Source organism: Curtobacterium sp. MCJR17_020, assembly GCF_003234365.2.
Classification (GTDB): Bacteria; Actinomycetota; Actinomycetes; order Actinomycetales; family Microbacteriaceae; genus Curtobacterium.
This window is the reverse complement of sequence record NZ_CP126260.1, coordinates 3,013,961-3,039,526: the sequence shown is the minus strand read 5'-3', so window position 1 is coordinate 3,039,526 and position 25,566 is coordinate 3,013,961. Positions and strand designations below refer to the sequence as shown.

Here is a 25,566-nt window from a genome sequence, read left to right as displayed (position 1 = left end):
GAAGGTGCGGACACATGCGTCCGGCCGCCGGGCGCGGGGTGGGCGCACGCACGGGAGGCCCGGTGCCGGTCTCGTGGACCGGCCCCGGGCCTCCAGGCTGGGTGCGTCGACTACGCGCGGTGCGCGGGCGGGTGCCCCGACTCGTGCGCGTTGGCGTCCGGCGCCACGGGGAGGGCGTGCGACCCCGTGTGGGTGTCCTCGTGGCCGGGCTGGCCGGGCTGGCCGGGCTGGCCGGGCTGACCGGCGACCGGGTGCGACCGCTCGAGCTTCGCGCCCTCGACGTCGACGTCCGGCACGATCCGGTCGAGCCACTTCGGGAACCACCACGCGCTCTGGCCGAGCAGGTGCATCGCCGCCGGGATCAGCAGCATGCGGACGACGAACGCGTCGATGAGCACACCGAACGCCAGCCCGAAGCCGATCGGCTTGATGGTGGAGGAGTCCGAGAAGATGAAGCCGGCGAACACCGAGATCATGATGATCGCCGCTGCCGTGACCACCGCGCGACCGGCGTGCAGCCCGCGCTGGACCGCGACCTTCGCCGAGGCGCCGTGGGCGTAGGCCTCACGCATGCCGGACACCAGGAACAGCTGGTAGTCCATCGCCAGACCGAACAGGATGCCGATCTCGATGATGGGCAGGAAGCTCAGGATCGGCGCCGGGTCGTGCACGCCGAACACGGAGCCGAGCCAGCCCCACTGGTAGATCGCGGTCAGGCCACCGAAGGACGCCATCACCGACAGGATGAAGCCCGCCGTCGCCGTGATCGGGACCAGGAAGGACCGGAACACGATGATCAGGATGATGAGCGACAGGCCGACGACCACCACGAGGTAGAGCGGTAGGACGTTCGACAGCTTCTCGGACACGTCGATGTTGGCGGACGCGTTGCCCGCGACTCCGAGCGTGACCGTGCCGTCGTCGGTCGTGACGGTCTGCTCGCGCAGGTCCTTCACCAGGTTCTCGGTGGAGATGCTGTCGGGACCGCCGCCGGGCTTCACCTGGAACGCGATGATGTCGCGGTCCGACGAGGTGCCGATCGGCAGGACGGCCTTGACGTCGTCGTTCTTCGCCAGGGCTTCACCGATAGTGACCTCGGTCGCGGTGACGTCCGACTTGCTGATCGACTCGGGCAACGTCGCGACGACGAGCAGCGGGCCGTTCTGGCCGGCGCCGAACTCCTCGTCGAGGGCCTTGTACGCCTTGTACTGGCTCGAGTCGACGGACTCTGACGCACCGGTCGGCAGGCCGAGGCGCATCTGCGTCGCGGGGAGTGCGATGACACCGAGCACGGCGACACCGGCGACGAGCGTGACGATCGCGCGCCAGGTCTTCATCGGCTTGTTCGGCACCCGGGTCGAGCCGGTGTTGCCGATCGTCGTGCGCTCCTTCTTCCGCAGGATCCGCATGCCGATGACGGACAGCAGTGCCGGCGTGAACGAAGTGGCGATGAGGATCGCGAAGAGCACAGCGACCGCACCGACGGTGCCCATGAGCCCGAGGAACGGGATGCCGGTGATGTTCAGCGCGAGCAGCGCGACGATGACGGTCGCACCCGCGAAGACCACGGCGTTGCCCGAGGTGCCGTTCGCGAGGCCGATGGACTCGTGCACCTGCATGCCCTGCTTCAGCTGGGTGCGGTGTCGGTTCAGGATGAAGAGCGAGTAGTCGATGCCGACCGCCAGGCCCAACATCACCCCCAGCACCGGCGTGACCGAGATGAACTCGACCAGGCCGGAGAACGACAGCGATGCGAGTGACGCCACGCCCACTCCGAGCACGGCGCTGACGAGCGGGATCGCCGCACCGATGATGGTGCGGAGCATCAGGAAGAGCACGAGCGCGGCGATGATGACGCCGACGATCTCGCCCGGGCCGAGGATCGACGGCACACCCTGCGCGATGTCGTTCGACACGTAGACGTTCACGCCGCTGATGTCGGCCGAATCGGCGTCGTCCGCGATGGCGGTCTTCGTGTCGGCGGGGACCTCGTAGGTCGACTTCGTGAACTGGACGGTGCCGATGACGGCGCTGCCGTTCGACGACACGAAGCGGATGTCCTTCGACAGGTCGAGGAGCTTCGAGCCCTGCTCCAGCTCCTCGGAGCTGTCGTCGAGCTTCTTCGTGTTGGCGTCGATCGTCTTCTGTGCGTCGGCGATCTGCTGCTCGCCGGCATCGATCTGCGCCTGCTGGGCGTCGATCTGCGCCTGAGCCTGCTGGAGCTGCGCTGCCGCGGCCTGCGCCTGCGCTGCGGGGAGCGCTGCGCCGGCGGCCTCCGCCTGGGCCTTCTGGGCGTCGAGCTGCGCCTGGGCGTCCTTGATCTGCTGCTTGCCGGAGGTCAGCTGCGCCTTCTGGGCGTCGAGCTGGTCCTGGCCGGTCTCGAGCTTCGCGCGGCCGTCGGTGATCTCCTTGCGGCCGTCGACGATCTTCTGACGCTGCTCGTCGAGCTGGTCCTGGGTGTCGAAGCCGCTCGTCGCGCCCTTGACGCCGTCGAGCTTCTCGACCTTGGTCAGGAAGTCCGCGACCTCCGACTTCTGCGCGTCGGTGAACGCCTTGCCGTTCTCCGTCTCGAAGACGATCGTGCCGTTGCCGCCGTTCGCGGACGGGAACTTGTCGGCGAGCTCGTCCTGCACCTGGCTGGTCTTGGTGTTCGGGATCGAGATCGCCGACGAGATCGTGCCCGAGAACAGGCTGTAGGTGACGCCGGCGACGGCCATGATCACCACCCAGGTGATGATCACGAGCCAGTGGCGTCGTGCGGAGAACCGTCCGAGACGGTAGAGGAGACCGGCCATGCGGTTGCCCCGTTCCTTTCGTTGCAGGTGCTGTGTGGAGCGGGGTGCGCCGGTGGACCCCTGGGGAGGGAAGTGTCAGTCGGTGGGCATGTAGCCGCTGCGGACGCTGTGCACCAGTCGTGCCAGCAGGGCGTCCCAGTCGGCGACGGACTGCTCGTCGATCGCGGGGCCGGAGGTGGCCAACCAGTGTTCCGCGATCACGACGATGCCGCTCATGAGCGACTCGACGAGCAGGGCGGCGTCGAGGGGATCCGCCGCCGGGTAGCGGCGTGCGACCTCGTCGCGGAGTCGTTCGGTGACCCGTGAGAACGCCGTCTGGGTGAGGACCGCGGCCTTCGGGTCGTCCTTGCCCGGGTCGCCGAGGATCCGGTACATGCTCGAGATCGCGGCCGCCAGGTCGGCGCCGCGTGCGGCGGACTCGAGCTCGTCGAACATCGAGGCCCGGCTGCCGTCGCCGATCGGGGTCCGTGCCATGTCGGCGAGGAACCGGTCGATGATCACGGACAGTTCCTGCTCGCACACGGCCAGCAGGACCTCGTCGAGCGAGGCGAAGTGGTTGAACACCGTCCGCCGCGCGATGTCGGCCCGTGCTGCCAGGTCGTCGACGCTGAACTCGCGGCCGCCGCGTTCGTCGACCAGGTCGCGTGCCGCCTGCAGGATCGCCGCACGGTGCTTCGCCTTGAGGGCGGCGCGGCGGTCGGTCGTGAGGGTCACGAATGAGAACACTAGGTGCATCGATGCACTCGGTGCAACGACTACGAGTGCATCCTCAGGTTCGTACCCCGGGATGGAAACTCGGTTCTGAACAGATGTGCGCATGGTTGACTGCACCCAGCACGACCGCCGGTGCGACCGGTGGCGCGTCCGCCAGAACGACCGCCGTACGAAGGAGTACCCGATGCCCGTCCGCCTGTCCCCGGAGACCCTCGACGAGATCGCCGCGAACGGTGTCGCCGTCCCGACCTACGACCGCAGCGGGATCACCGCCGGCATCGTGCACTTCGGCGTCGGCGGCTTCCACCGCGCGCACCAGGCGATGGTGATCGACCGGCTGCTCCAGCAGGGCGAGGCGCGCGAGTACGGCATCTGCGGCGTCGGTGTCCTCGAGCAGGACCGCCGGATGGCCACGGCCATGGCGGAGCAGGGCGGGCTCTACACGCTCGTCCTCAAGCACCCGGACGGCACCCGCGAGTCCCGCGTCGTCGGCAGCATCGTCGACTACCTGCTCGCGGTCGACGACCCGGACGCCGTGGTCGAGAAGATGGCGCACCCGGACACCAGGATCGTCAGCCTGACCATCACCGAGGGTGGCTACAACTTCGACCACGTCACCGGCGAGTTCGTCGCGGACGAGCCCGGCGTCGCGGCGGACCTGCGCGGCGACGGACCGCCCCGCACGGTGTTCGGCCTCGTCGTCGAAGCCCTGCGTCGACGGCGTGACCGCGGCGAGCAGCCGTTCACGGTGATGTCCTGCGACAACATCCAGGGCAACGGCCACGTCGCCCGAGACATGTTCACCGCCTACGCACGCCTGCAGGACCCGGCGTTCGCCGACTGGATGGACGAGCACGTGTCGTTCCCGAACTCGATGGTCGACCGCATCACCCCGGTGACCGCCGACGAGGACCGCGCCTGGGTCCGCGACGAGCTCGGCATCGAGGACGCCTGGCCCGTCGTCGCCGAACCCTTCTTCCAGTGGGTGCTCGAGGACGACCACCCCGCAGGGCGACCGCCGTACCAGGATGCCGACGTGCAGATCGTCGAGGACGTCGAGCCGTACGAACTCATGAAGCTCCGGCTGCTCAACGCGTCGCACCAGGGCCTGTGCTACTTCGGGTACCTGTCCGGGTACCGCTACGCCCACGAGGCCACGCAGGACCCGGCGATCGCCACCTTCCTGCGTCGGTACATGGACGAAGAGGGCTCGCCGACCCTGCACCCCGTGCCCGGCATCGACCTCGAGGACTACAAGTCCACCCTCATCGAGCGCTTCCAGAACCCCGAGGTCCGCGACACCCTGGCCCGGCTCTGTGCCGAGTCGAGCGACCGGATCCCGAAGTGGCTGCTACCGGTGGTCCGCGACAACCTCGCCGCCGGCCGGCCCGTCACGTTGTCCGCCGGCATCGTCGCGTCGTGGGCGCGCTACGACGAGGGCACGGACGAGTCCGGCGAGCCGATCCAGATCGTCGACCGGCTGGCCGAGCCGCTGCACCGCATCGCGCTCACCCAGCGCGACGACCGGCTCGCCTTCATCGCGAACCGGCAGGTCTTCGGCGACCTGATCGACGACGAACGGTTCGTCGCGGCGTACCGCGACGCCCTCGACGGGCTCATCGCCGACGGCGCCCACGCGACGGTCGAACGCTTGTCGCGTTCCTGACGCGGGTCGCGCCCTGCGCGTGACCGGACGGCGGACGGGAGGCCCGGTGCCAGCTGGCACCGCGCCTCCCGTCCGATGCCCGGTAGCGTCACGGGCTAGGGTCGCGTCGTGAACCGGACCGACCGCCTGTACGCGCTCGTCGAGGAGCTCCGCGCCGCGGCGCCCGCGCTGCGGAGCGCGCGCCGACTCGCCGAGCGGTTCGGGGTCAGTGTGCGCACGGTCGAGCGGGACCTGCTGTCCCTGCAGCAGGCCGGCGTGCCGATCTGGGCCGAGCCGGGGCGGACCGGCGGGTACACGATCGACGCCCGTGCGACGCTCCCGCCGCTCGGACTGACCGTCGACGAAGCGCTCGCGGTGGCGATCGGCCTCGGCTCGCTCGGCTCCAGCCCGTTCCGCGACGCGGCGCGCAGCGCTGCCCGCAAGGTCACCGCGGTGCTCGCCGAGGACGACGCCCGACGGGCAGCGCGACTCGCGAGCCGCGTGCACCTGCTCGAGTCGGGGGAGCGCGCGCCTGCTCCCACGGCGATCGCCGGTGCACTGTCCGGCGGGCGCGTCGTCCGGATGCGGTACCGCGACGCCGCGGGCGCGGAGACCGATCGCGTCGTCGAACCGCTCGGGTACATCGGGAAGGGCGAGGACTGGTACCTCGTTGCGTGGTGCCGGTTGCGCGACGGTGTCCGGGCCTTCCGCGGTGACCGGGTGCTGGCGGTGGAGGAGACCGAAGAACAGGCACCGCCCCGAGTGGTCCGACTCGACGAGCTCGACATCCCGCACGGCGTCCTGCGCCCCGTGCTCGGGGACCTGCTCGGGGACTGAGGTGCCCGATCTGCCGAAACACCGACAGGACGGTGTCGCGGTGGTCGCGCATGCTCGACGAGTCCGGTCATGGTGGCCGGCCAGGAGGGCTTCCCGTGCAGTTCGCATCCATCCGCATCATCACCGACGACCTCGACGGGATGGTGCAGTTCTACGAACGCGTCACCGGGACCGAGGCGCGGCGGCCCGCACCCGTCTTCGCCGAGATCATGACCGGCGGCGCCGTGCTCGCCCTCGCGACCCCGGCGACCGTGGCGATGCTCGGACCGGCCGCGCCGGAGCCCCGCACGAACGGCGGCGTGTTCCTCGAGTTCGCGGTGGACGACGTCGACGCCGCGTTCGCGGGGTTGCGTGGTGACCTCGACGACGTGGTGCTGCCGCCGACGACGATGCCCTGGGGAAATCGATCGGCGCTGTTCCGTGACCCTGACGGCAACCTCGTGAACCTCTTCAGCCGCTCCGCTTGACCGTGTATTCTGTCAGTCACTGACAGAATCGAGTGCACATGCAGCTCCACGTCGAGACCCACGGTCACGGCCCGGTCCGGGTCGGACTCGTGCACGGCATCCTCGGTTCGGCGCTGGTGTGGCGCGACCTCGTGTCCCACGCCGACCCGGACCGGTACACGTTCCTCGTGCCGGACCTGCGGGGTCACGGCGAGAGCGACCGCGCGGCGTCGTACACACTCGAAGCGTTCGCCGACGACCTCGCCGAGACGCTGCCGCAGGGGCTCGACGCCGTCGTCGGACACTCGCTCGGCGGACGGGTGCTGTTCGACGCCGTCGACCGGTTGCGCCCGGCCCGCGCGGTGTACCTCGACCCCGGCTTCCACCTGCGGGCACCGGGGCGGAGCGTGCTCGGTCGGGCGTTCTGGGCGCTGCCCGGGCTGCAGCCCCTGCTCGTGAAGGCCTACGACCGCACCGATCCGCGGTGGGGGCCGGCGAACGTCGCCCGGGCCGAGGAGAGTCACCGGCACTGGGACCGCACGATGCTGCGCGACGTCCTGCGAGCGGTCGCGACGACACCGGTCGCTCCGGCGGCCCCGTTCGTGCCGTCGACGCTCGTGCTCACCGACGACGGTCGACACGTCGTGCCGGCGGCCGAGGTGCCGGTCTACGAGCGCCTCGGGTGGGACGTCGAACGGGTACGCGGGGTGCATCACGACCTCGCGATGGAGGACGCCGCGCGCACGATGCGGCTGCTCGACGACGTGCTCGGTGGTGCCCACGCATGAGCGTCACCACGGTGTTCGGCGGGGTGTCCAACGTCCTCGTCTCCGATGGCACGACGTCACTGCTCGTGGACGGCTTCTTCAGCCGGCCCTCGTTCCCGCGGCTGATGCTCGGCCGGCTCCGCCCGGACGTCACCCGGATCGAGGACGCGCTCGCCCGGTTCGACGTCGACCACCTCGATGCCGTGCTCGTCTCGCACTCGCACGCCGACCACGCCCTCGACGCCCCCGTGGTCGCGGACCGGACCGGGGCGGAACTCGGCGGCTCGGCGTCCACCCGGATGATCGCCACCGGGTACGGGCTCGACCGGGTGCCCTTCCGGGAGCTCCACGACCGCGAGTCGTTCGCGGTGGGGGCCTTCACGGTCACGCCGCTGCACGCGCTGCACAGTGACGGCGACGCGGTGCCGGGCGAGATCACCGAGCCGGTCACCCTGCCGGCCCGGATGCGCGACTTCCGCACCGGCGGGTGCTCCTCGTTCCTGTTCGAGCACCCGGACGGATCGGTGCTGGTCCACCCGACGGCGAACTTCATCCCGGGATCCTTCGCGGGGCTCCACGCCGACACCGTCTACCTGGGTGCGGGCGCCGCCGGTGCGAAGCCGACGGGCTGGATCGAGCAGTACTGGCAGGAGACCGTCGGCACCCTGCGCCCGAGCGTCGTCCGGCCGGTGCACTGGGACGCGTTCTGGCGCCCGCTGGACCGTCCGCTCAGGCCGCTGCCGAAGAAGCTCGACCGCCTCGACGTCACGATGCGCGCGTTCACCCGTCTGGCGGGCGCCGACGGTGTCGACCTCCGACTGCCGACGCTCTGGCAGCGCGAGACGGTCTCCGGGCGGTCGGTGTCGTGACGGAGGTCCGAGCGCAGAACCGCCGGGCGCAGAACCGGCGGGCGACGGAGCGTGCCGTCGAGGACGCCGCGGTCGCGCTGGTCGGCGCGCGCGGGTTCGACGTCGTCACCGGGGCCGAGATCGCCACCGCGGCCGGCGTCACCGAGCGCACGTTCTTCCGGTACTGCGCCTCGAAGGTCGACGCGTTCCTGTTCGTCTCGCGCGACGTCCACGACGCCGTCACCGCCGCCGTGACCGGCCCGGTGACGTTCGCCGCGTTGACCGAGGTGATCGCCGAGGTGCTCGTGATGTTCGAACGCGACCGGAGCGACGACCTCGACCGTCTGGTCCGGGTGCGCGCACTGCTCGTCGCCGACCCGGCACTGCTGTCCGCCGTGCTCGAGCGGGACGCCGCACGGACGCTCGAGCTGCAGTCGGCGTGGCAGGGTGCCGACCGGTTCGCGGTGCCGTTGGCCCTGCTGGCGCTGCGCGCCGCGTTCGACGCGTGGGCGGAGCGCGCCGCGGGGGAGTCGCTCAGCGCGGCGTTCCGGCGCACGTGCAGCGCGCTCCGGACGGCCACCGGCGGCTGATCGCGCGCGTCACGCACTGGACGCAACCACCCGCCCCAGCGGAAGAGCCGTGGCGGGCGTCACCCGTGCCTCCCGTCCGCTCTGGACCGCGACGAAGGACGTACCGCCGCGTCAGTCGTCCGGAGGCACGTCGTCGTCCCACGGCACCGGCGTCGTCTCGCCCGTCTCCCAGTCGTGGCGCAGGATCCCGTACCCGACCGACGCGACCGCGCGGCCGCCTTCGATCGGCCACCCCTCGCGGTAGTGCGCCTCCTTGACCCACCCGGCACGCACGAAGACCCGGCGCATCGCCGTGTTGTCCTCGCGGGTCTGGCCCTCGAAGCGGGTCACCGACGGCAGGGTGCCGAAGACGTGGTCGGTGACCGCGCGCAGTGTGGGGACGCCGAGTCCGCGGCCGCGGAACGCGCCGGCGATGCGCAGGTCGAACAGCGGGACCGGGTCTTCCAGATCCTCCAGCCGGACGAACCCGATGCGGCCGTGCTCCGTGTGGTCGACCCAGTACGAGTCGTGCTCGTCGTCGCGGTAGGAGCCGGACGCCACGGCCTCGACGGCCTCCGCACGGGTCCACGACCGCCGCACGTGGAAGGGGAAGTCCTCGGTCGACAGGAAGTCGACGAGGGCATCGTGGTCGATCCCGATCGGGTCGAGCCGGGTCAGCCGGACGGAGCGGTCGGTCATCCCGCCACGCTAGCGGGGGAGCAACGTCGTGGCCCACCGCCCGATCGCGTCGTACGCCTGCTCCCGCACGTCGGGCGCGGACAGCACCACGTCGTGCACGGCTCCCGGCAGTCGGCGGACCGTCACCTCGTTGCCGAGTGACAGGGCTCGGTGGGCCACCGTGTCGACGTTCAGCGCGACGTCGGCGTGTGCCATGCCGGGGTCCCACCGGGGTTGCAACATGCTCTTGTCGCTGAGCATGACCAGGACGGGGACCTGGATGTCGAGCCCGTGCTCGACCGTCTCCTGCCCCGCGAAGACCGCCGCGAGCCAACCGGGGTGCAGGGGGAACCCGCGGTCCGGCCGCCACTGCTGGTCGTACGTCCACGAGCCCTCGCCGGCAGCCGACACGGTGCGCGTGTAGAAGCCGGGATCGACGGCGGGCATCGGGGCCAGGGGGTTCCGCTTCGCGCCGAGCTTGATGACGGGCGCGACGATCGCCCGGCCCACGGCGGTCGCCTGGAACTCGAGCCAGGGACTGTTCAGGATGATCCCATCGACGAGTTCCGGGTGCCGCGCAGCCCACAGCGACAGCGTCAGACCGCCGGTGGAGTGCCCCATCAGCACGAGTCGCCGCTCACCGGGGCCGGGGTGCTCGGCGGACACCGCGTCGAGCGCTGCGGCGATGTCCTCGTCGTACACCGCCAGGTCGTCGACGTTCCCCGGGGTCTGCTGGGGGCGGAGGCTCCGGCCGTACTTCCGCAGGTCCAGTGCGTGGAAGCGGGCACCGAGCCGTTCGAGCCGCTCGGCGAGCTCCGTCTGGAAGAAGTAGTCCGACCACCCGTGCACGTACAGCACGTCAGCGCCGTGCAGCGGTCCGCGCCCGTGCAGCAACAGGTCGGTCGGGGTGTGGCGACGACGGACCAGGGTGGCGACGACGGGCCCCTCGGAGTCGGTGCCGAGCGGGAGTTCGAGTCGCTCGTAGGGCGCCCCGAGGACGTCCTCGTGCCAGCGCTGGACGACCATGTCCCCACCGTATCCGGCACCGCTGCGGGTGGTACCGGGGTACCACGACCGCCCCGCGGAGATCGTCTGCGACGGCGATGTGGCGGACCCGGCCGTCTCCGTACCGTTGCCGCATGATCGAGATCCAGAACCTCACCAAGCGCTACGGCGAGAAGGTCGCCGTCGACGACGTGTCCTTCACGGTGCGTCCCGGCGTCGTCACCGGCTTCCTCGGTCCGAACGGCGCCGGCAAGTCCACTACGATGCGCGCCGTCGTCGGGCTGGACCGGCCCACCTCGGGTACCGCCCACGTCGACGGGCGCCCCTACCGTGAACTACGCGACCCGCTCCGTCGCGTCGGCGCGCTGCTCGAGGCGAAGGCCGTCCACAAGGGCCGCAGCGCCTTCGAGCACCTGTCGGCGCTCGCCGCGACGCACCGGATCCCGGCGGCCCGCGTGCACGAGGTCATCGGGATGACCGGCCTCGAGAACGTCGCGAAGAAGCGCGTCGGCGGGTTCTCGCTCGGCATGGGGCAGCGGCTCGGGATCGCGGCGGCCCTGCTCGGCGACCCGCAGACGCTGATCCTCGACGAGCCGGTCAACGGCCTCGACCCCGAGGGCGTCGTGTGGGTGCGTCGGCTCGCCCGCAGCCTGGCCGCCGAGGGGCGTGCGGTGTTCATCTCGAGCCACCTGATGAGCGAGATGGCCCTGACCGCCGACCGCATCGTCGTGATGGGCCGCGGCCGCGTGCTCGCGGACACGGACATCGCGGACCTGGTCGCCGCCGCCACGGAGCGGTCCGTCACCGTCCGGACGCCGGAACCCGAGCGGCTCCTCGACGCGATCGCCGGACCGGACGTCACGATCGGCTACGAGGGCGACGGGTCGCTGCAGGTCCGTGGCCTCGGCGCCGAGCAGATCGGCGAGGCGGCGGGTGCCGCGGGCATCGTCCTGCACCAGCTGGCCACCACCGAGGCGAGCCTGGAGCAGGCCTACCTCGAACTCACGCACGACCAGGTCGAGTACCGATCGGAGGTGGCCCGGTGAGCGCGGACACGAGCAACACCCTGCCGCGGCACGACGGGGCCGGCAGCCACTCGTCCGGCAGCCAATCGTCCGGCATCCACTTCTCCGGCGTGCTGCGCTCGGAGTGGATCAAACTCCGCTCGCTGCGGTCGACGGCGTGGACCTTCCTGCTGCTGCTCGTCCTGCCGATCGGCATCGGCGTGCTGTTGGCGGCCTTCGCTGATACCGGCAGGCAGGGGCTCTCCGGCGACGCGGCGCGGAACGCCCTGGTGCAGTACAGCACGAGCGGCACGATGCTCTCGGTCCTGATCGTCGCGGTGATCGGCGCTCTCGTCGTCACCGGCGAGTACGGCACCGGCATGATCCGCTCGTCGTTCGCGGCGGTCCCGCGGCGGTCGGTCGCACTGGCGGCGAAGGCGATCGTCCTCGCCGTGGTCGTCTTCGTCACGAGTGCCGTCAGCGTGTGGGCCACCGCTTTCATCACCCTGCCGATCGCGGCGGGCCGGAACGTCGAGGCGTCGCTGGACGCGAGCGTCGCGATGCCGCTGCTCGGCGCCTCGGTCTACCTGACGCTCATCGCTTTGCTCGCCTTCGCGGTGGGGGTGGTGCTGCGGTCCACCGCCGGGGCGATCGCGTGTGTGCTCGGGCTGATGCTCGTCGCCCCGGTCGTCGTGCAGCTGGTGCAGTCGTTCACCGGAGCGGAGTGGCTCGGCACGCTGACCAACCTGCTGCCGCAGAACGCTGGGCAGCCGCTCATGCAGTTCGGCACCGAGGTCACCTCGGGATGGCACGACGGCGTCCTAGCCTTGGGGGGATGGAGCGGATTCGCGGTACTGCTGGCCTGGGTGGTCGTCGCTTCGGTGACGGCGCTCGCCCTGGTCGAGAAGCGGGACGCGTGACCCCTGCCGACCTCGCCCCCGGTGCCGTCCAGGACGGCGCCGGGGGCATCGCCCTGCCCGACGCACCCGGCCGACTCCGGCGGTTCTGGGCGCGCCACCCGGTCCTGACCGATGCGCTGCTCATGGTCTTCTGGGGTGCGATCGAGGTGCTCGTCGCGTTCCGGAGTGCGTGGCAGGTCGACGGGAGCCCCGCCGCGCGGCTCACGGTCGTCGTCCTCGTGGTCATCGCCGTCTCGGGCATCCCGCTCCGGCGCACGCACTCGGCGGCGACGGCGGTGCTCGGGCTGGCGTCGGTCGTCGCGATGACGTGGACGGAAGCGGGGTACTCCCCGGTGCTCTTCACGGTCTACGCCGCGACCGTGTGGTGGTCGCGCGCCGCCGGCTGGTGGACGGCCGCGGTCGCCACGGTGCTGGCTGCCGGAGCCACGGCCCTCCGCGTCTGGGTGATCGCACCCGGATCCGGCGGGCTCGCCGACGTCCTGTACCCGCAGCCCGTGGCGTTCCTGCTCGCAGCGGTGCTGATCGGGATCAACGTCGCCAACCGTCGTCGCTACACGCAGGCCCTGATCGACCGCGCGCACCAGCTGGCCCGGGAGCGCGACCAGCAGGCGCAACTCGCCACCGCCGCGGAACGGGCCCGGATCGCGCGCGAGATGCACGACATCGTGTCGCACTCGCTGACCGTCATGGTGCGGCTGGCCGAGGGCGCGGCGGCCGGGGCCTCCGCTGGGTCTCCCGCCGGGGCGTCGTCCGGTGGGGGCGAGTCCGCAGCGACCGCGGCCATGCGCGGAGTCGCCGACGTCGGCCGCGGCGCGATGGGGGACATGCGCCGCATGCTCGGGGTGCTCGGCGGCGACGGCGAACCCGCGCTCGCGCCGCAGCCGGGCGTCCACGACGTCCCGCAACTCGTCGACCGGTTCCGTGCGCTGGGCACGCCCGTCGCCCTCGAACTCGTCGGCGTCGTCCCCGAGGACGACGCCCTGCAGCTCGCCGTGTACCGGGTCGTGCAGGAGGGCCTCACCAACACCGCCCGGCACGCGCAGCACGTCCGATCGGTGGACGTCCAGGTTGCCGCGTCCGCCATCGAGGTCACCGTGGTCGTCACCGACGACGGTCGGACGGGAGGCCCGGCTCGGCCCGACGGGTCGGCGCACGCCACGACGGGGTCGGGTCGAGGGCTCATCGGGATCGACGAGCGCATCCGCGCGCTGGGTGGGCAGGTTCGCGCGGGCTCCCGCGACGGCACCGACGGTTGGCAGATCCGGGCGACGATCCCGGTCAGGACGGAGGACCGGTGATCCGCGTCGCGATCGTCGACGACCAGCAACTCATCCGGACCGGGTTCCGGCTGCTGCTCGAGGCGCAACCCGACATCGAGGTCGTCGGTGAGGCCGGCGACGGCGGTGCGGGCGTGCGGCTCGTCCGTGCCCTGCGTCCGGACGTCGTGCTGATGGACGTCCGGATGCCCCACGTCGACGGCGTCACGGCGACGGCCGCGATCGTCGAGCAGGTCCCCGAGACCCGGGTGCTCGTGCTGACGACCTTCGACCTGGACGAGTACGCGTTCGGTGGCCTGCGTGCCGGGGCGAGCGGGTTCCTGCTGAAGGACGTGAGCGCCGCGCAGCTCCTCGACGCCGTCCGGTCCGTGGCAGCGGGCGAGGCCGCCGTCTCACCGCGGGTGACGCGCCGGATGCTCGAGCTCTTCGGCTCCGTGCTGCCGGACGACCGGCCGGCGGGTCCGGACCCGCTGGAGCCCCTGACCCCGCGGGAGCGCGACGTGCTGCTCGCGATGGCCCGCGGGCTGTCGAACCCCGAGATCGCCGCACACCTGGTGACGAGCGAGTCCACGGTCAAGACCCACGTCGGGCGGGTGCTCGGCAAGCTCGGGCTGCGCGACCGGGTGCAAGCGGTGATCTTCGCCTACGAGCACGGACTGGTGCCGCGGTCCTGACGGGGCGCCGATCGCGTGGCGGCGCGCTCAGCTGCGGGGTGCGCGCGAGAAGAACAGGGTGATCGCGCCGAGGGCGATGGACGCCACGATGAGCACCCAGGCGAGCACGGGGATCAGCCCGTCCCACGGCGTGAACAGGAGCACGATGCCGATCACCAGCACGACGGCGGCGGCGATCAGCACGAGGCGATGCGGTCTTGCCGGATGGGTTCTGGTCACATGGGTACCGTACGCGTCCGGACCGCGGACGGGCGGAACGCCGACGCGCTCGGCGATCAGGCTCGGGCGTCGACTCCGCGGCGGTGCCGTGCCGCAGGGTGGCGGCTCGGCAGTCGTGACGGCCCGCCGCCCTGAACGCGCTGGCGAAGCGTCTCGCCGTCGGTGTACCGCTCGGGCAGCCGGCCGCGTTCCCGCAGCAGTGGGGTGACGTGGGTCGCGAAGTCGCGCACGGTGTCGAACGAGTGGTACTGCCGCAGGTTGATGCCGTCGATCCCGTCGTCGTCCAGCCAGCCTTCGATCTGTTCGGTGACGGCCTCGGGGACACCGGCAGCCCAGAAGGCGCCGTGCCATGCCTCGTTCACCCGGTCCAGGAGCTCTCCCACGGTCTGGTCCAGGGCAACGCGGCCGACCAGCCGCTCGCCGCCCTCCACCCCTTCGGCATCGAGTGCGTCCCGGACGGAGCGGGTGCGCGGGTGCGCGAGGGCGTCGAAGGGCACGCTCCCGTGGATGAGGGGGCCTTCCTCGCTCTGGAACGCGCGGTACTGGGCGACCTTGTCGTCCACGTCGCGCTGCGTCGGCGCGGTGATCACGGCGGCCTGCGTCACGAACTTGACGTCGTCACGGTCACGGCCTGCCGACTCGGCGGCGGCGCGGACGGCGTCAGCGGTGCGCTCGACGCCGTGCCCGCCGGTGAAGACGACCTCGGCGTGCCGGCCCGCGCGGGCGATGCCGGCCGGCGAACCGGTCGCCAGGAACAGGGTCGGGGTGCGCTGCGGCGACGGCTCGGACAGGTGCGGGCCGGCGACCCGGAAGTGCTCACCGACGTGGTCGATCGGGTGGACCTTCGCGGGGTCGGTGTAGATCCCGCGTTCGGCGTCCCGAAGGACGGCGCCGTCCTCCCAGGAGCCCTCCCACAGCTGGTACAGCACCTCGAGGTACTCGTCAGCGATCTCGTACCGGGTGTGGTGCGGGATCTCGGTCGCCAGGCCGAAGTTGCGGGCCGCGTTCGGGAGGTAGCTCGTGACGACGTTCCAGCCGACGCGGCCGTTCGTCAGGTGATCGAGCGTCGACATCCGTCGCGCGAACGCGAACGGGGGCTCGTAGCTGGTCGAGAAGGTGATGCCGAAGCCGAGGTGCTCCGTCACGGCCGCCATCGCCGGGACCACGAGCATCGGGTCGTTGTTCGGGATCTGCAACCCCTCGCGCAGCGCCGGTGCAGCGGAGCCGCCGTACACGTCGTAGGCCCCGAGGACGTCGGCGATGAACACCGCGTCGAACTGCCCGGCCTCGGCGGTGCGCGCCAGCTCGGTCCAGTACCGGATGTCCGTGTAGCGGTGCCGGTTGTTGCCGGGCAGGCGCCACAACCCGTGGGTGATGTGGCCGACGCAGTTCATCTCGAACACGTTGAGCAGCAGGCGTTTCGGCATCCCCCGAGCGTAGGAACCGACGCCGGATCCCCGGTGTTCGTGACGGAGTGCTACGTGCGTGGCGACGTCATCCGACGGCACAGAGCGGACCAGGTGTGACGCCGGATGTCCGTCCGTTGCGGAGTGTTGCCCGGCGCTCGCGGCCGACGGGCCCCGGCCGTACCGTCCTTCCCCATGGTTCGTCTCTCACTCCGACCGTTCGTGGTCGCGGCCTCGGTGGTCGCCGTCGTGACGCTGCTCGTGGGCTGCGCCGACGGGTCGACCGGCGCGGGCCGCGACCAGGGCCCGGTCCGCGGCGGCACGCTCGTGTACGCCACCGACCGCGAACCGACCTGCCTCGACCCGCACAACTCCGGGGACATGCCGCAGACGTACATCGCCAGGCAGTACCTGGACTCGCTCGTGTCGCTGCAGGAGGACGGCAGCGTGCAGCCGTGGCTCGCGTCCAGTTGGACGATCTCGGACGACGGCAAGCAGTACGACTTCACACTGAAGCAGGGCGTGCGGTTCACCGACGGCACCCCGTTCGACGCTCAGGCCGTGGTGGACAACTTCACGCAGATCCTCGACCCGGCGACGCAGTCCTCGACCGATCTGCTGTACTTGACGGGGTACTTCGACAAGGCCACCGCGATCAGTGACCACGTCGTCCGGGTCTCCCTGAAGCGGCCGTACTCCCCGCTCCTCGCCGCGCTGTCGCAGGCGTTCTTCGGCATGGAGTCGCCGAAGGCCATGGCACGGGGACTCGCCGCGAACTGCGAGTCGCCGGTCGGTACCGGGCCGTTCGAGGTCACGAAGTGGAACCACGAGCGGGACGTCGAACTGGTCCGGAACGACACGTACAACAGCGCGCCGGACGACGCGGAGCACCAGGGTCCCGCGTACCTGGACGGCATCACGTGGAAGTTCCTGAAGGACAACACCACCCGGTACGGCGCACTCAGCTCGGGCGAGGCGGACGTCATCTTCAACGTGCCGCCGGAGAGCGAGGGTCTGGCGAAGTCGGATCCGTCGATCGAGCTGCAGTCGTTCGTGCACTCGGGATCGCCGTTCAGCCTGGACATCAACACGCAGAGCGCGGTCTTCAGCGACATCCGCGTCCGCAAGGCGTTCGTGCACGCCTCGGACGCGAAGGAGGCCGTCGAGAGCGCCTACAACGGCGTGTTCCCGTACGAGGGCAACAACGTCTCCTCGGGCACACCGCACTACGACGCCGCGCACCACGAGCCCTTCCCGTACGACCCGGCAGCGGCGAAGGAACTCCTCGACGACGCCGGCTGGAACGGCCGTGACGCCGACGGCTACCGGACGAAGGACGGACGGACGCTCACGGTGAAGCTGCCGTACAACGCGGACTCCGCCGAGACCCCACCGGCGGACGTCACGATCCTGCAGGACATCCAGGCGATGGAGAAACGCGTCGGGATCAAGGTCGTGCTGCAGGCGCTCGACTCCTCCTCGATGAACGCCGTGTGGGGCGACCCGAAGGCCTACGACCTGCTCGGGAACTACTGGAACAGCCCGACCCCGCACGTCATGTACATCAAGTACTCGAAGGCGACCTACGACGTCGACAACGGGCAGAACTCGGCGTTCGCCTACGACGACGAACTCGACCGGCTGCTCATCGAGGGCACGGCGACGACCGACCCGGCGAAGCAGGCGACCGCGTACTCGAAGGCGCAGGCACTGCTGTCGTCCAAGGCCTGGTCGCTGCCGCTCTACCCGATCCAGACCCGCCTCGGGATCTCCGAGCGCGTCAGCGGCGTGTGGATCGAGCCGAGTGAGGGCGAGCCCGTCCTCTCCGACGCCTCCTTGATCGACGGAGGCAAGTGATGGTCGTCCGAGTCACACGGCGCCTCGTCGAGGCGGTGGTCCTGCTCCTCGCCGTCGGCACCATCGTGTTCTTCCTCGAACACGCGGTGCCCGGTGACCCGGCGGTCGCGATCCTCGGTGGTGCCGCTGCTCACCCCACGAAGGAAGCCGTCGCCGCCGTCACGGAGCAGTACGGTTTCGACCGGCCGCTCATCGTGCAGTACGGGGACTTCCTCGGCGGGCTGTTCCGGCTCGACTTCGGGGAGTCCTACACACTGAAGCAGTCCGTCACGACCGTCATCGCGGGCCAGATCGGCCCGACCCTGGCGCTGACGGTGTCCGCGCTCGTCATCGCATGGTTGCTCTCCATCGCCTCGACGCTCCTCACTGCCGGACGTCCCGGAATCGTCGGACGCCTCGGCTCGGTGCTCGAGACGGTCGCGGCCGGACTCCCGCAGTTCTGGCTCGGCCTCGTGCTGCTGCTCGTCTTCGCGGTCCAGCTGCACTGGTTCCCGGTCATCGGGTCGGGCGTGCTCGGCATCGTCCTGCCGGCGCTGACCCTGGCCATCCCGCTCGCCGGGTTCCTCGGGCAGGTCACCCGCGACGAGTTCGAGGACAAGCAGCAGCAGCCGTTCGTCCTCTCCGCCCGCAGCCGTGGTCTGTCCGACCGTGCGATCCGCGGGAAGTACGTACTCCGGCACGCGGCGCTCCCCGGAGTCACGCTGTCCGGCTGGGGGCTCGGATCGTTGGTCTCGGGAGCCGTCATCGCCGAGGTCGTCTTCGCCCGCCAGGGCATCGGGCAGGTCCTGGTCACGGCCGTGAGCGCGCAGGACCTGCCGCTCGTCATCGGCATCACCTTCGTCGTGGCACTCGTCTACGTCGTGGCGAACATCCTGACCGACATCGCGTACGTCCTGGTGGACCCGAGACTGCGCCACACGAGCGGAGCCGCAGCATGACCACCGCAGCGATCGCACCCAGCGAACCCCGTGCCCTGCAACCAGACCCGGCACCGGCCGAGGCCGGTGTCCGCACGGTGCGTCGAGCCTCCCATCCGTTGCGCCGCGTCTCGTTCTGGGTGGCCGCCGCCTTCATCGCGCTCGTCGCGACGGCGGCCCTCTGGCCGTCCCTGCTCGCACCACAGGACCCGCTCGCCATCGACCTGGGCAAGAGCTTCGACGCACCCAGTGCGCAGCACGTCTTCGGGACCGACCAGTCCGGCCGGGACGTCTACTCGCGTGTCGTGCACGGAGCCGGCCAGTCGGTCCTGATCGGGGTCGGCGCGACCGCGCTCGGCCTCGCCGGGGCCGTCCTCCTCGGTGTCCTCGGCGGACTCGGCGGCCGAGCGGTCGACGCCGTGGTGACGCGTGTCATCGAGGTGCTCTACGCGTTCCCGGGCATCCTGCTCGCGCTCATCCTGATCGCCGTCTTCGGGTCGAGCGCCGGGACACAGATCCTGGCCGTCGGCATCGCGACGATCCCGGGGTACGCCCGGATGGTGCGTGGGCAGGTGCTCGCGGTCCGCGGGGCCGCGTACGTGCAGGCCGAACACGCGCTCGGGCACTCCTCGGCGCACGTGCTGTTCCGGACGCTGCTGCCCAACGCCTTCCGGCCGCTCACCGTGCTCGTCACGCTCGGCATCGGGCAGGCGATCGTCTGGGCGTCCGCGCTCGGGTTCCTCGGCATGGGCGTGCAGCCGCCCGCCCCGGAGTGGGGCGCGATGCTCAACGCCGGCCGGAACTACCTGCAGCAGGCGTGGTGGCTCGACTTCTGGCCGGGCGTCGTGATCGTCCTGCTCGCGCTGTCGCTGACCGCCGTCGGTCGCGCCCTGCAGACCCTGACCCAGCCTGGAGGCCCCCGGTGACCACCGCATCGCAGCTCACGTCCGCCACGGCGTCCGTCCCGTTCCGTGGTGGCGACGATCCCGTCGTCGACGTCCGGGGTCTCTCCGTCGCCTTCGGCGGCCGCACCGTCGTGCAGGACGTCTCCTTCACGCTCGAGGCCGGACGCTGCGTGGCGATCGTCGGTGAGTCCGGCTCCGGCAAGAGCGTCACGGCCCGGTCGCTGCTCGGGCTGAACGGTCCGACGTCGACGACCACGGCCTCGACGCTGTCGCTCTGCGGACGCGACCTGCGCGACCTGTCCGACGCCTCGTGGCGGAAGGTGCGCGGGAAGGAGGCCGGGTACGTGCTGCAGGACGCCCTCGTCTCGCTCGATCCGCTCCGGAAGGTCGGGGCGTCCGTCGCCGACGCGCTCCGGGTGCACGGCGTCGGACCGCGGGCGGAGCGCGAACGGCAGGTGCTCTCGCTGCTCGAGCGCGTCGGGATCCCGTCGCCGTCGTTGCGTGCGCGGCAGCTGCCGTCGGAACTGTCCGGCGGGCTCCGGCAGCGCGCGCTCATCGCCGCGGCGATCGCCCTCGATCCCGCGGTGCTCATCGCCGACGAGCCGACGACGGCGCTCGACACCACCGTGCAGGCGCAGATCCTCGCGCTCCTCGACGAGCTCCGTGCAGGCGGGACCGGGCTCGTGCTCATCAGCCACGACCTCGGCGTCGTCGAACGGCTCGCGGACGACGTCGTGGTGATGCAGCACGGTGTCGTCGTCGAGCAGGGGCCGGTCGGCGCCGTCCTCGGCGACCCGCAGGACCCGTACACGAAGCGGCTGCTCTCGGCGATCCCCGCAGCGCACGCGCCGGGCACACGGTTGTCGGACGCTCCCCGTGCCACCCTCGCGCCACGGCCGGCCTCGCGGCCGGTGCCCGTCGCCGGATCGGTGGTGCTCTCCGTCTCGCACGTCAGCAAGCGCTACCGCGGCCCCGACCGGGTCGTCCGGACCGTGGTCGACGACGTGTCGTTCGACCTGCGCGCAGGGGAGACGCTCGGGATCGTGGGGGAGTCCGGCTCCGGGAAGTCCACGACGGCTGCCATCGCCCTCGCGCTGACCCCGCCGTCCTCGGGCTCCGTCACGTTGGAGGGACGGCCCTGGTCGGCACTGTCGGAGCGTGCTCGTCGCGGTGATCGACCGCGGATCGCAACGGTGTCGCAGGACCCCCTGTCGTCGTTCGACCCGCGCCGCAGCGTGGGTGAGCTGATCCGTTCGGCGCTCACCGGGGCGCGTGCCGCCCGTGGAACACCCGAGGACGGTCGTTCCGACACCGCTCGCACGGAGGAGCTGCTCACCGGCGTCGGACTCGACCCGTCCATCGCCCGCCGGCACCCGTCGACGCTGTCCGGCGGGCAGCGACAGCGCGTCGCCATCGCCCGCGCGCTGGCCACCGATCCAGACGTGCTCGTCCTCGACGAGGCCGTCAGCGCGCTCGACGTGTCCGTCCAGGCGCAGGTGCTCGACCTGCTCGCCGACATCCGACAGGAGTACGGAACCGCTGCGCTCTTCATCTCGCACGACCTCGGTGTGATCCACCACGTCAGCGATCGCGTGCTCGTGCTGCGCGACGGTCGTGTCGTCGAGGAGGGAACGGCCGACCAGGTGTTCCGCTCGCCGCGCGACCCGTACACGCAGGGGCTGCTCGACGCGATCCCGGGCGTCAGCGCCCACCGGAACCTCCAGGAGGAATCATGACCACCACGACACTGCCCACCCCCACCTCTCTGCTGGAGCGCTTCGCGCCGGTGTTCGAGCGGATCGCGGCCGGGGCGGTGGAGCGCGAGCAGAGCCGTTCCCTGCCGCACGAACCGGTCAGGTGGCTGGCGGATTCGGGCTTCACAGCCGTGACGGTGCCGACGTCCTCCGGCGGTGCGGGTGCGTCGGCGACCGACCTCTTCGCGCTGCTCATCCGTCTCGCGGAGGCCGACTCGAACATCCCGCAGCTCCTCCGCGCGCACTTCGCGTTCGTCGAGGAACTGCTGCTCGAACCCGACGTCGTCCGCCGCGACGAGTGGTTCACCCGTATCGCCGCGGGCGAGGTCTTCGGCAACGCCAGCCACGAGCGCTCGACCGCCGCGGTCGGATCCCTGTCGACGCACATCGTGCCCGACGGCGACGGCTGGCGCCTGCACGGTGAGAAGCACTACAGCACCGGCACGATCTTCGCCGACTGGACGACCGTCTCCGCGCGCACACCGGACGGGCACACCGTCGGGGTCACCGTGCGGGTCGACGACCCCGGTGTGGAGGTCCGCGACGACTGGAACGGCTTCGGGCAGCGGCTGACCGGCAGCGGCACGACGAGGTTCGACGGCGTCCGCGTGGAGCTCTGGCAACTCCGACCCGAGCGTGCGGAGCGGCGAACCGTGCTGCCGGCGTTCCTGCAGACCGTGCTGCTGGCGTCGCTCGCCGGGGTCGGCGCCGCGGCCGCCCGCGACGCCGCATCGTTCGTACGGTCACGGACCCGGCACTACCAGCACGGAGTCGGGGCGACCGCGGCCACGGACCCGCTCGTGCAGTCCGTCGTCGGCCGCATCGCATCGGACGCGATCGCCGCCGAGGCCCTCGTCCTGGACGCCGCCGCGGCCATCGACGCTGCGCACGGCGCGATCGAGTCCGGTGATGACGGAGCCGACGCGCTGATCGATGCAGCCGAACTCCGGACGATCGCCCTCCAGGGAGTGGTGGTCGAGATCGTGCTCCGGGCGGCGACCACGCTCTTCGAGGTCGGCGGGGCCAGCGCCACCGACCGTGACCGTTCCCTCGACCGGCACTGGCGGAACGCGCGGACCCTGTCGTCGCACAACCCGGTGGTGTTCCAGCAACGGGTGATCGGCGACCACCTGGTCAACGGCTCCCCGCTGACCTACTTCTGGGCCACGGGTGAGACAGGGTGATCACGCCGGCCGACATCGTGCGGAGCTACGCTGGCGGACAGTGACACGTCCTCCCGCTCTGTGACCCAGAGCACACCCAGCGGCACCGGTTCGCTCCTCGGACGAGGGGCGGTGGTCTCGTGTGCCCGGAACGGGGACTCCCGACGGAGTTCCCCAGCACCCCGGCGCCCTGTCGAGACCACTCCAGAGAGACCGTTCGTCCATGTCATCGTCTTCTTCTTCTTTTCCTCCTCCTTCTCCTCCTTCTCCCGCCGACCGCTCGGCCCTCCGCGCTTCGTGCGGTGACTGCTTCGCGCTCTGCTGCACCGCCTTCGGGTTCCAGCGGTCCAGCGACTTCCCGATCGACAAGGCCGCAGGGACCCCGTGCCGCAACCTGGCCGACGACTTCTCCTGCACGATCCACCAAGCCCTCCGTCCACGGGGCTTCACCGGATGCACCACCTTCGACTGCTTCGGGGCCGGCCAGTACGTCTCGCAGGTCCTGTTCGACGGCACGAGTTGGGTGGACCGGCCGGACTCGAAGCCCGAGATGTTCCAGGCCTTCGCCGTCGCCCGGCAGCTCCACGAGATGCTCTGGTACCTGGCCGAGGCGGTGGCCCACTCGACGACTCTGGGGTCGGTGGAAGTGCCGACCGCGCTCCGGCACCGTGTCCAGCAGATCCTCGACGGCGAGCTGTCGGGCCTCCTCGCGGTGGACGTCGAGTCGCTCCGGTCCGAGGTCCGTTCCGTCCTGATCGACGTCAGTGCCGAGGCCCGAGGCGGGTACCCCGCCGCCGGCGAGGCGGCCGGCGACCTGCACCCGTCGGCTGACCTGGCCGGCCGCGACCTGCGATCTCACTTCCTGGTCGGCGCCGATCTCCGAGGTGCCGTCCTGATCGCCGCGGACCTGCGGGGATGCGACCTGTCGGGTGTCGACCTGCTCGGGGCGGACCTGCGCGATGCCCGGCTCGGGGGAGCGGACCTGTCGAACGCGCTGTTCTTGACCCAACCCCAGGTGAACGCTGCGCAGGGCGATGCGTCCTCGGTGCTGCCCGACGACCTCGACCGTCCAGGGCACTGGTCGCGCCCGTGATCCGGGTCAGGGCAGGACGATGACCTTGCCGGCGATCCGACCGGCTGCGCCCTCGGCGTGCAGTGCGGGCAGCTCGGCGAGCGGGACGCGTCGCGTGACCTCGACCGTCAGAGCACCGTCGTCGACCAACGCGACGAGCTCCGTCAGGCGTTCGCGGTTCGGCAGGACGAACACGGTCGCTGCGCGCACGCCTCGGGACTCGTCACCCGGGGTGGCCATGAACGCCGTCGTGCTCACGACGACCCCGCCGTCGCGGACCGCTGCGACGTCCGCCGCGAACTGCTCGGGCTCGATCGGCGCCAGGTTGAGCAGCACGTCGACCTGACCGTCGAGGGCGTCGAGCAGGTCGACGTCGGTGTGGTCGATGACCTGGTCGGCACCGGCCGCGCGCACGGCATCAGCACTGCGGGGGCTGGCGGTCGCGATGACGTGTGCTCCGGCGCGCTTGGCGAGCTGGACGGCGTACTTGCCGACGACCCCGCCGGCACCCACGACGAGCAGCCGCTGTCCGGCGGTGAGCCGGCCGTCGTCGAACAGGGCCTGCCAGGCGGTCAGCGCGACGGACGGCAGCGCGGCCGCGTCGGCCAGTGGGATGCTCGTCGGCGCTGCGACCACGGCGTCCGCCGGGGCGATGACGTACTCGGCTGCCCCGCCGTCGCGGTCCATCGGCAGGAACGCGATGACCGCGTCGCCCACGGTCAACCCGGTCACCCCCTCGCCGATCGCGTCGACCGTGCCGGAGACGTCGTAGCCGGGGACGTGCGGCAGCTGGATCGGGATCGGCAGGAAGCCGGCCCGCATGCCGTTGTCTGCGGCGTTGTACGCGGACGCCGCGACGCGGAGCCGCACCTGACCCGCTGCCGGGGTCGGCTGCTCGACCTCGCCGTACTGGAGGACCTCGGGTCCGCCGACTTCGTGGAACTGCACTGCCTTCATGATGCTGCCCTCTCGTAGTTGCTTCGAATTCGAAGCGCTTGTCGGAGACGCTAGCACTGCTTCGAACTCGAAGCAACAGGTACGATGGCTGCATGAGCGACGCCCCCACCGCACTGACCCCGACGCAGCTCGGCGCCTACTTCGCGCTGACCGAGGTGAGTGCGCTCCTGCGCCCCGCGGTCGAGAAGCAGCTCCGCGACGTCGGCGGGTTGAGCACCGTGCAGTTCCAGCTCCTGGCGCGGCTGGGGGATGCTCCGGACGGGCACCTGCGTATGACGGACCTGGCCGACGGTGTCGTGTACAGCCGCAGCGGGCTGACCTACCAGGCGCAACTGCTCGAACAGCGCGGGCTCGTCACGAGGTCCCCGTCGCCGGACGACGAACGCAGCACCGTTGTCGCGATCACCGACGCGGGGCGCGAGGTCCTCGCCGACGTGTTCCCCGGCCACATCGGCACCGTGCACGGACTCCTGTTCGCACCGATCACGGACGACGACGCGACCGACCTCGGCCGGATCCTCGGACGCATCAGCGAACACCTGCGAGCGAACCCACCGCGGTCGGCGTCGCGACGATCCGTGAAGGGGGCGTCCGCGTGACCGTCGGAGCGCGCGCTGCTCGGTGGATCATCGTCGGCTCGGTCGTCGTCGGACTGGCGCTGACCGTCTACGCGACGTCCTACTGGCTGTTCCCGACGTCGTTCCAACTCCAGGAGCGGTTGCCCGACGGATCGATCAACCCGCGCGCATGGGCCGACCTGCTCGTCTCGTACGTCCTCGCGCTCGGGTGCTTCGCGGTCGCCGGATGGGTTGGCGTGCAGCGGCTCCGCGCTCGCCGCCGCTGAGGGGTCAGCTGTGCGTGCGTGACCGTCGCCGCGACACGGTGTCGACGACGAGTGTGGCGACCCCGAGCGCGATCCCGATCAGGCCGAGCAGGTAACCGAACAGCATCAGGATGCCGCCGCCGATGTTCGCACCGCCCCCGGTGTCGTTCGCGAGCGACCACCCACCGATCCCGACCGACAGGAAGGCGCCCAACAGGAACACCGTGCACATCACGTGCAGGACCCTCGTGCTCTGGGAGGTCATGGCGGCTCGCTTCCGTGGGTGGACCGGTACCGGATGGTAGCGCGACCTG

General features: G+C 71.1%; 26 protein-coding genes. 18 read left to right on the top strand and 8 right to left on the bottom strand.

The window, feature by feature from the left end; all coding sequences use genetic code 11:
• Positions 1–110: 110 nt before the first annotated feature.
• Together DEJ14_RS14390 and DEJ14_RS14385 are read right to left on the bottom strand one after the other, a co-directional pair.
• Positions 111–2,795, bottom strand: coding sequence for an MMPL family transporter (locus tag DEJ14_RS14390; protein WP_111086214.1), 2,685 nt, complete (start codon positions 2,793–2,795; stop codon positions 111–113).
• 75 nt (positions 2,796–2,870) lie between these two features.
• Positions 2,871–3,509, bottom strand: a complete 639-nt coding sequence (locus DEJ14_RS14385) for a TetR/AcrR family transcriptional regulator (protein ID WP_181437610.1) — start codon at positions 3,507–3,509, stop codon at positions 2,871–2,873.
• Between the two features lie 184 nt (positions 3,510–3,693).
• Here DEJ14_RS14385 and DEJ14_RS14380 point away from each other — a divergent pair, with 184 nt between their 5' ends.
• The 6 genes from DEJ14_RS14380 (at position 3,694) to DEJ14_RS14355 (ending at position 8,642) form a co-directional block, all read left to right on the top strand.
• Positions 3,694–5,175: a mannitol dehydrogenase family protein gene (locus DEJ14_RS14380; protein WP_111086268.1), complete on the top strand. Its 1,482-nt coding sequence runs from the start codon at positions 3,694–3,696 to the stop codon at positions 5,173–5,175.
• Positions 5,176–5,283: 108 nt separating this feature from the next.
• Positions 5,284–5,991, top strand: a complete 708-nt coding sequence (locus DEJ14_RS14375; RefSeq protein ID WP_111086216.1) for a helix-turn-helix transcriptional regulator — start codon at positions 5,284–5,286, stop codon at positions 5,989–5,991.
• A gap of 95 nt (positions 5,992–6,086) precedes the next feature.
• Positions 6,087–6,458 (top strand): VOC family protein, encoded by a 372-nt coding sequence (locus tag DEJ14_RS14370; RefSeq protein WP_111086217.1) that lies wholly within the window; start codon positions 6,087–6,089, stop codon positions 6,456–6,458.
• Between the two features lie 38 nt (positions 6,459–6,496).
• Positions 6,497–7,225: an alpha/beta fold hydrolase gene (locus DEJ14_RS14365; RefSeq protein ID WP_111086218.1), complete on the top strand. Its 729-nt coding sequence runs from the start codon at positions 6,497–6,499 to the stop codon at positions 7,223–7,225.
• Entirely contained in the window at positions 7,222–8,073 is an 852-nt protein-coding gene (locus DEJ14_RS14360; protein ID WP_111086219.1) for an MBL fold metallo-hydrolase, read from the top strand. The genes DEJ14_RS14365 and DEJ14_RS14360 overlap by 4 nt, the downstream gene beginning before the upstream one ends.
• Positions 8,070–8,642: a TetR/AcrR family transcriptional regulator gene (locus tag DEJ14_RS14355; RefSeq protein WP_181437611.1), complete on the top strand. Its 573-nt coding sequence runs from the start codon at positions 8,070–8,072 to the stop codon at positions 8,640–8,642. The genes DEJ14_RS14360 and DEJ14_RS14355 overlap by 4 nt, the downstream gene beginning before the upstream one ends.
• Positions 8,643–8,753: 111 nt before the next feature.
• On the opposite strand, the gene DEJ14_RS14350 is transcribed toward DEJ14_RS14355, so the two are convergent.
• Both DEJ14_RS14350 and DEJ14_RS14345 read right to left on the bottom strand, forming a co-directional pair.
• Positions 8,754–9,320, bottom strand: coding sequence for a GNAT family N-acetyltransferase (locus tag DEJ14_RS14350; protein WP_111086221.1), 567 nt, complete (start codon positions 9,318–9,320; stop codon positions 8,754–8,756).
• A 9-nt stretch (positions 9,321–9,329) separates the two neighbouring features.
• A complete protein-coding gene (locus tag DEJ14_RS14345; protein ID WP_111086222.1) occupies positions 9,330–10,325 on the bottom strand; it encodes an alpha/beta hydrolase in 996 nt (331 codons plus the stop codon).
• 113 nt (positions 10,326–10,438) lie between these two features.
• On the opposite strand from DEJ14_RS14345, the gene DEJ14_RS14340 reads away from it, so the two are divergent.
• The 4 genes from DEJ14_RS14340 to DEJ14_RS14325 are packed head-to-tail and all read left to right on the top strand — an operon-like array spanning position 10,439 to position 14,179.
• Positions 10,439–11,350, top strand: a complete 912-nt coding sequence (locus DEJ14_RS14340; protein WP_111086223.1) for an ABC transporter ATP-binding protein — start codon at positions 10,439–10,441, stop codon at positions 11,348–11,350.
• Positions 11,347–12,228: an ABC transporter permease gene (locus tag DEJ14_RS14335; protein ID WP_181437612.1), complete on the top strand. Its 882-nt coding sequence runs from the start codon at positions 11,347–11,349 to the stop codon at positions 12,226–12,228. Before DEJ14_RS14340 ends, DEJ14_RS14335 begins: the two co-directional genes overlap by 4 nt.
• Positions 12,225–13,526, top strand: coding sequence for a sensor histidine kinase (locus DEJ14_RS14330; RefSeq protein WP_181437613.1), 1,302 nt, complete (start codon positions 12,225–12,227; stop codon positions 13,524–13,526). The genes DEJ14_RS14335 and DEJ14_RS14330 overlap by 4 nt, the downstream gene beginning before the upstream one ends.
• Positions 13,523–14,179 carry a response regulator gene (locus DEJ14_RS14325; RefSeq protein ID WP_111086225.1) on the top strand — a complete coding sequence of 219 codons (657 nt, stop codon included), beginning with the start codon at positions 13,523–13,525 and terminating at the stop codon, positions 14,177–14,179. The genes DEJ14_RS14330 and DEJ14_RS14325 overlap by 4 nt, the downstream gene beginning before the upstream one ends.
• Before the next feature lie 27 nt (positions 14,180–14,206).
• Here the strand turns inward: DEJ14_RS14325 and DEJ14_RS14320 are convergent, their stop codons facing one another.
• A complete protein-coding gene (locus DEJ14_RS14320) occupies positions 14,207–14,362 on the bottom strand; it encodes a hypothetical protein (protein WP_181437614.1) in 156 nt (51 codons plus the stop codon).
• 92 nt (positions 14,363–14,454) lie between these two features.
• Positions 14,455–15,825: an NtaA/DmoA family FMN-dependent monooxygenase gene (locus DEJ14_RS14315; protein ID WP_111086226.1), complete on the bottom strand. Its 1,371-nt coding sequence runs from the start codon at positions 15,823–15,825 to the stop codon at positions 14,455–14,457.
• A gap of 174 nt (positions 15,826–15,999) precedes the next feature.
• On the opposite strand from DEJ14_RS14315, the gene DEJ14_RS14310 reads away from it, so the two are divergent.
• The 6 genes from DEJ14_RS14310 (at position 16,000) to DEJ14_RS14285 (ending at position 23,493) form a co-directional block, all read left to right on the top strand.
• On the top strand, positions 16,000–17,661 hold the full coding sequence (locus tag DEJ14_RS14310; RefSeq protein ID WP_111086227.1) for an ABC transporter substrate-binding protein: 1,662 nt from the start codon (positions 16,000–16,002) through the stop codon (positions 17,659–17,661).
• Positions 17,661–18,599, top strand: coding sequence for an ABC transporter permease (locus tag DEJ14_RS14305; RefSeq protein WP_111086228.1), 939 nt, complete (start codon positions 17,661–17,663; stop codon positions 18,597–18,599). Before DEJ14_RS14310 ends, DEJ14_RS14305 begins: the two co-directional genes overlap by 1 nt.
• Positions 18,596–19,504, top strand: coding sequence for an ABC transporter permease (locus tag DEJ14_RS14300; protein ID WP_146249809.1), 909 nt, complete (start codon positions 18,596–18,598; stop codon positions 19,502–19,504). The genes DEJ14_RS14305 and DEJ14_RS14300 overlap by 4 nt, the downstream gene beginning before the upstream one ends.
• Entirely contained in the window at positions 19,501–21,219 is a 1,719-nt protein-coding gene (locus DEJ14_RS14295) for a dipeptide ABC transporter ATP-binding protein (protein ID WP_220036450.1), read from the top strand. Before DEJ14_RS14300 ends, DEJ14_RS14295 begins: the two co-directional genes overlap by 4 nt.
• Positions 21,216–22,421 (top strand): acyl-CoA dehydrogenase family protein, encoded by a 1,206-nt coding sequence (locus DEJ14_RS14290; RefSeq protein WP_111086230.1) that lies wholly within the window; start codon positions 21,216–21,218, stop codon positions 22,419–22,421. The genes DEJ14_RS14295 and DEJ14_RS14290 overlap by 4 nt, the downstream gene beginning before the upstream one ends.
• Positions 22,422–22,623: 202 nt before the next feature.
• Positions 22,624–23,493, top strand: coding sequence for a pentapeptide repeat-containing protein (locus tag DEJ14_RS14285; RefSeq protein ID WP_111086231.1), 870 nt, complete (start codon positions 22,624–22,626; stop codon positions 23,491–23,493).
• A gap of 6 nt (positions 23,494–23,499) precedes the next feature.
• On the opposite strand, the gene DEJ14_RS14280 is transcribed toward DEJ14_RS14285, so the two are convergent.
• A complete protein-coding gene (locus DEJ14_RS14280; protein ID WP_111086232.1) occupies positions 23,500–24,429 on the bottom strand; it encodes an NADP-dependent oxidoreductase in 930 nt (309 codons plus the stop codon).
• Positions 24,430–24,521: 92 nt separating this feature from the next.
• Between DEJ14_RS14280 and DEJ14_RS14275 the strand changes: the two genes are divergently transcribed.
• Positions 24,522–25,028 carry a MarR family winged helix-turn-helix transcriptional regulator gene (locus DEJ14_RS14275; RefSeq protein WP_111086233.1) on the top strand — a complete coding sequence of 169 codons (507 nt, stop codon included), beginning with the start codon at positions 24,522–24,524 and terminating at the stop codon, positions 25,026–25,028.
• Positions 25,025–25,273 (top strand): hypothetical protein, encoded by a 249-nt coding sequence (locus DEJ14_RS14270; protein ID WP_111086234.1) that lies wholly within the window; start codon positions 25,025–25,027, stop codon positions 25,271–25,273. Before DEJ14_RS14275 ends, DEJ14_RS14270 begins: the two co-directional genes overlap by 4 nt.
• A gap of 4 nt (positions 25,274–25,277) precedes the next feature.
• Here the strand turns inward: DEJ14_RS14270 and DEJ14_RS14265 are convergent, their stop codons facing one another.
• Positions 25,278–25,517 (bottom strand): hypothetical protein, encoded by a 240-nt coding sequence (locus DEJ14_RS14265; RefSeq protein WP_111086235.1) that lies wholly within the window; start codon positions 25,515–25,517, stop codon positions 25,278–25,280.
• Positions 25,518–25,566: the final 49 nt, after the last annotated feature.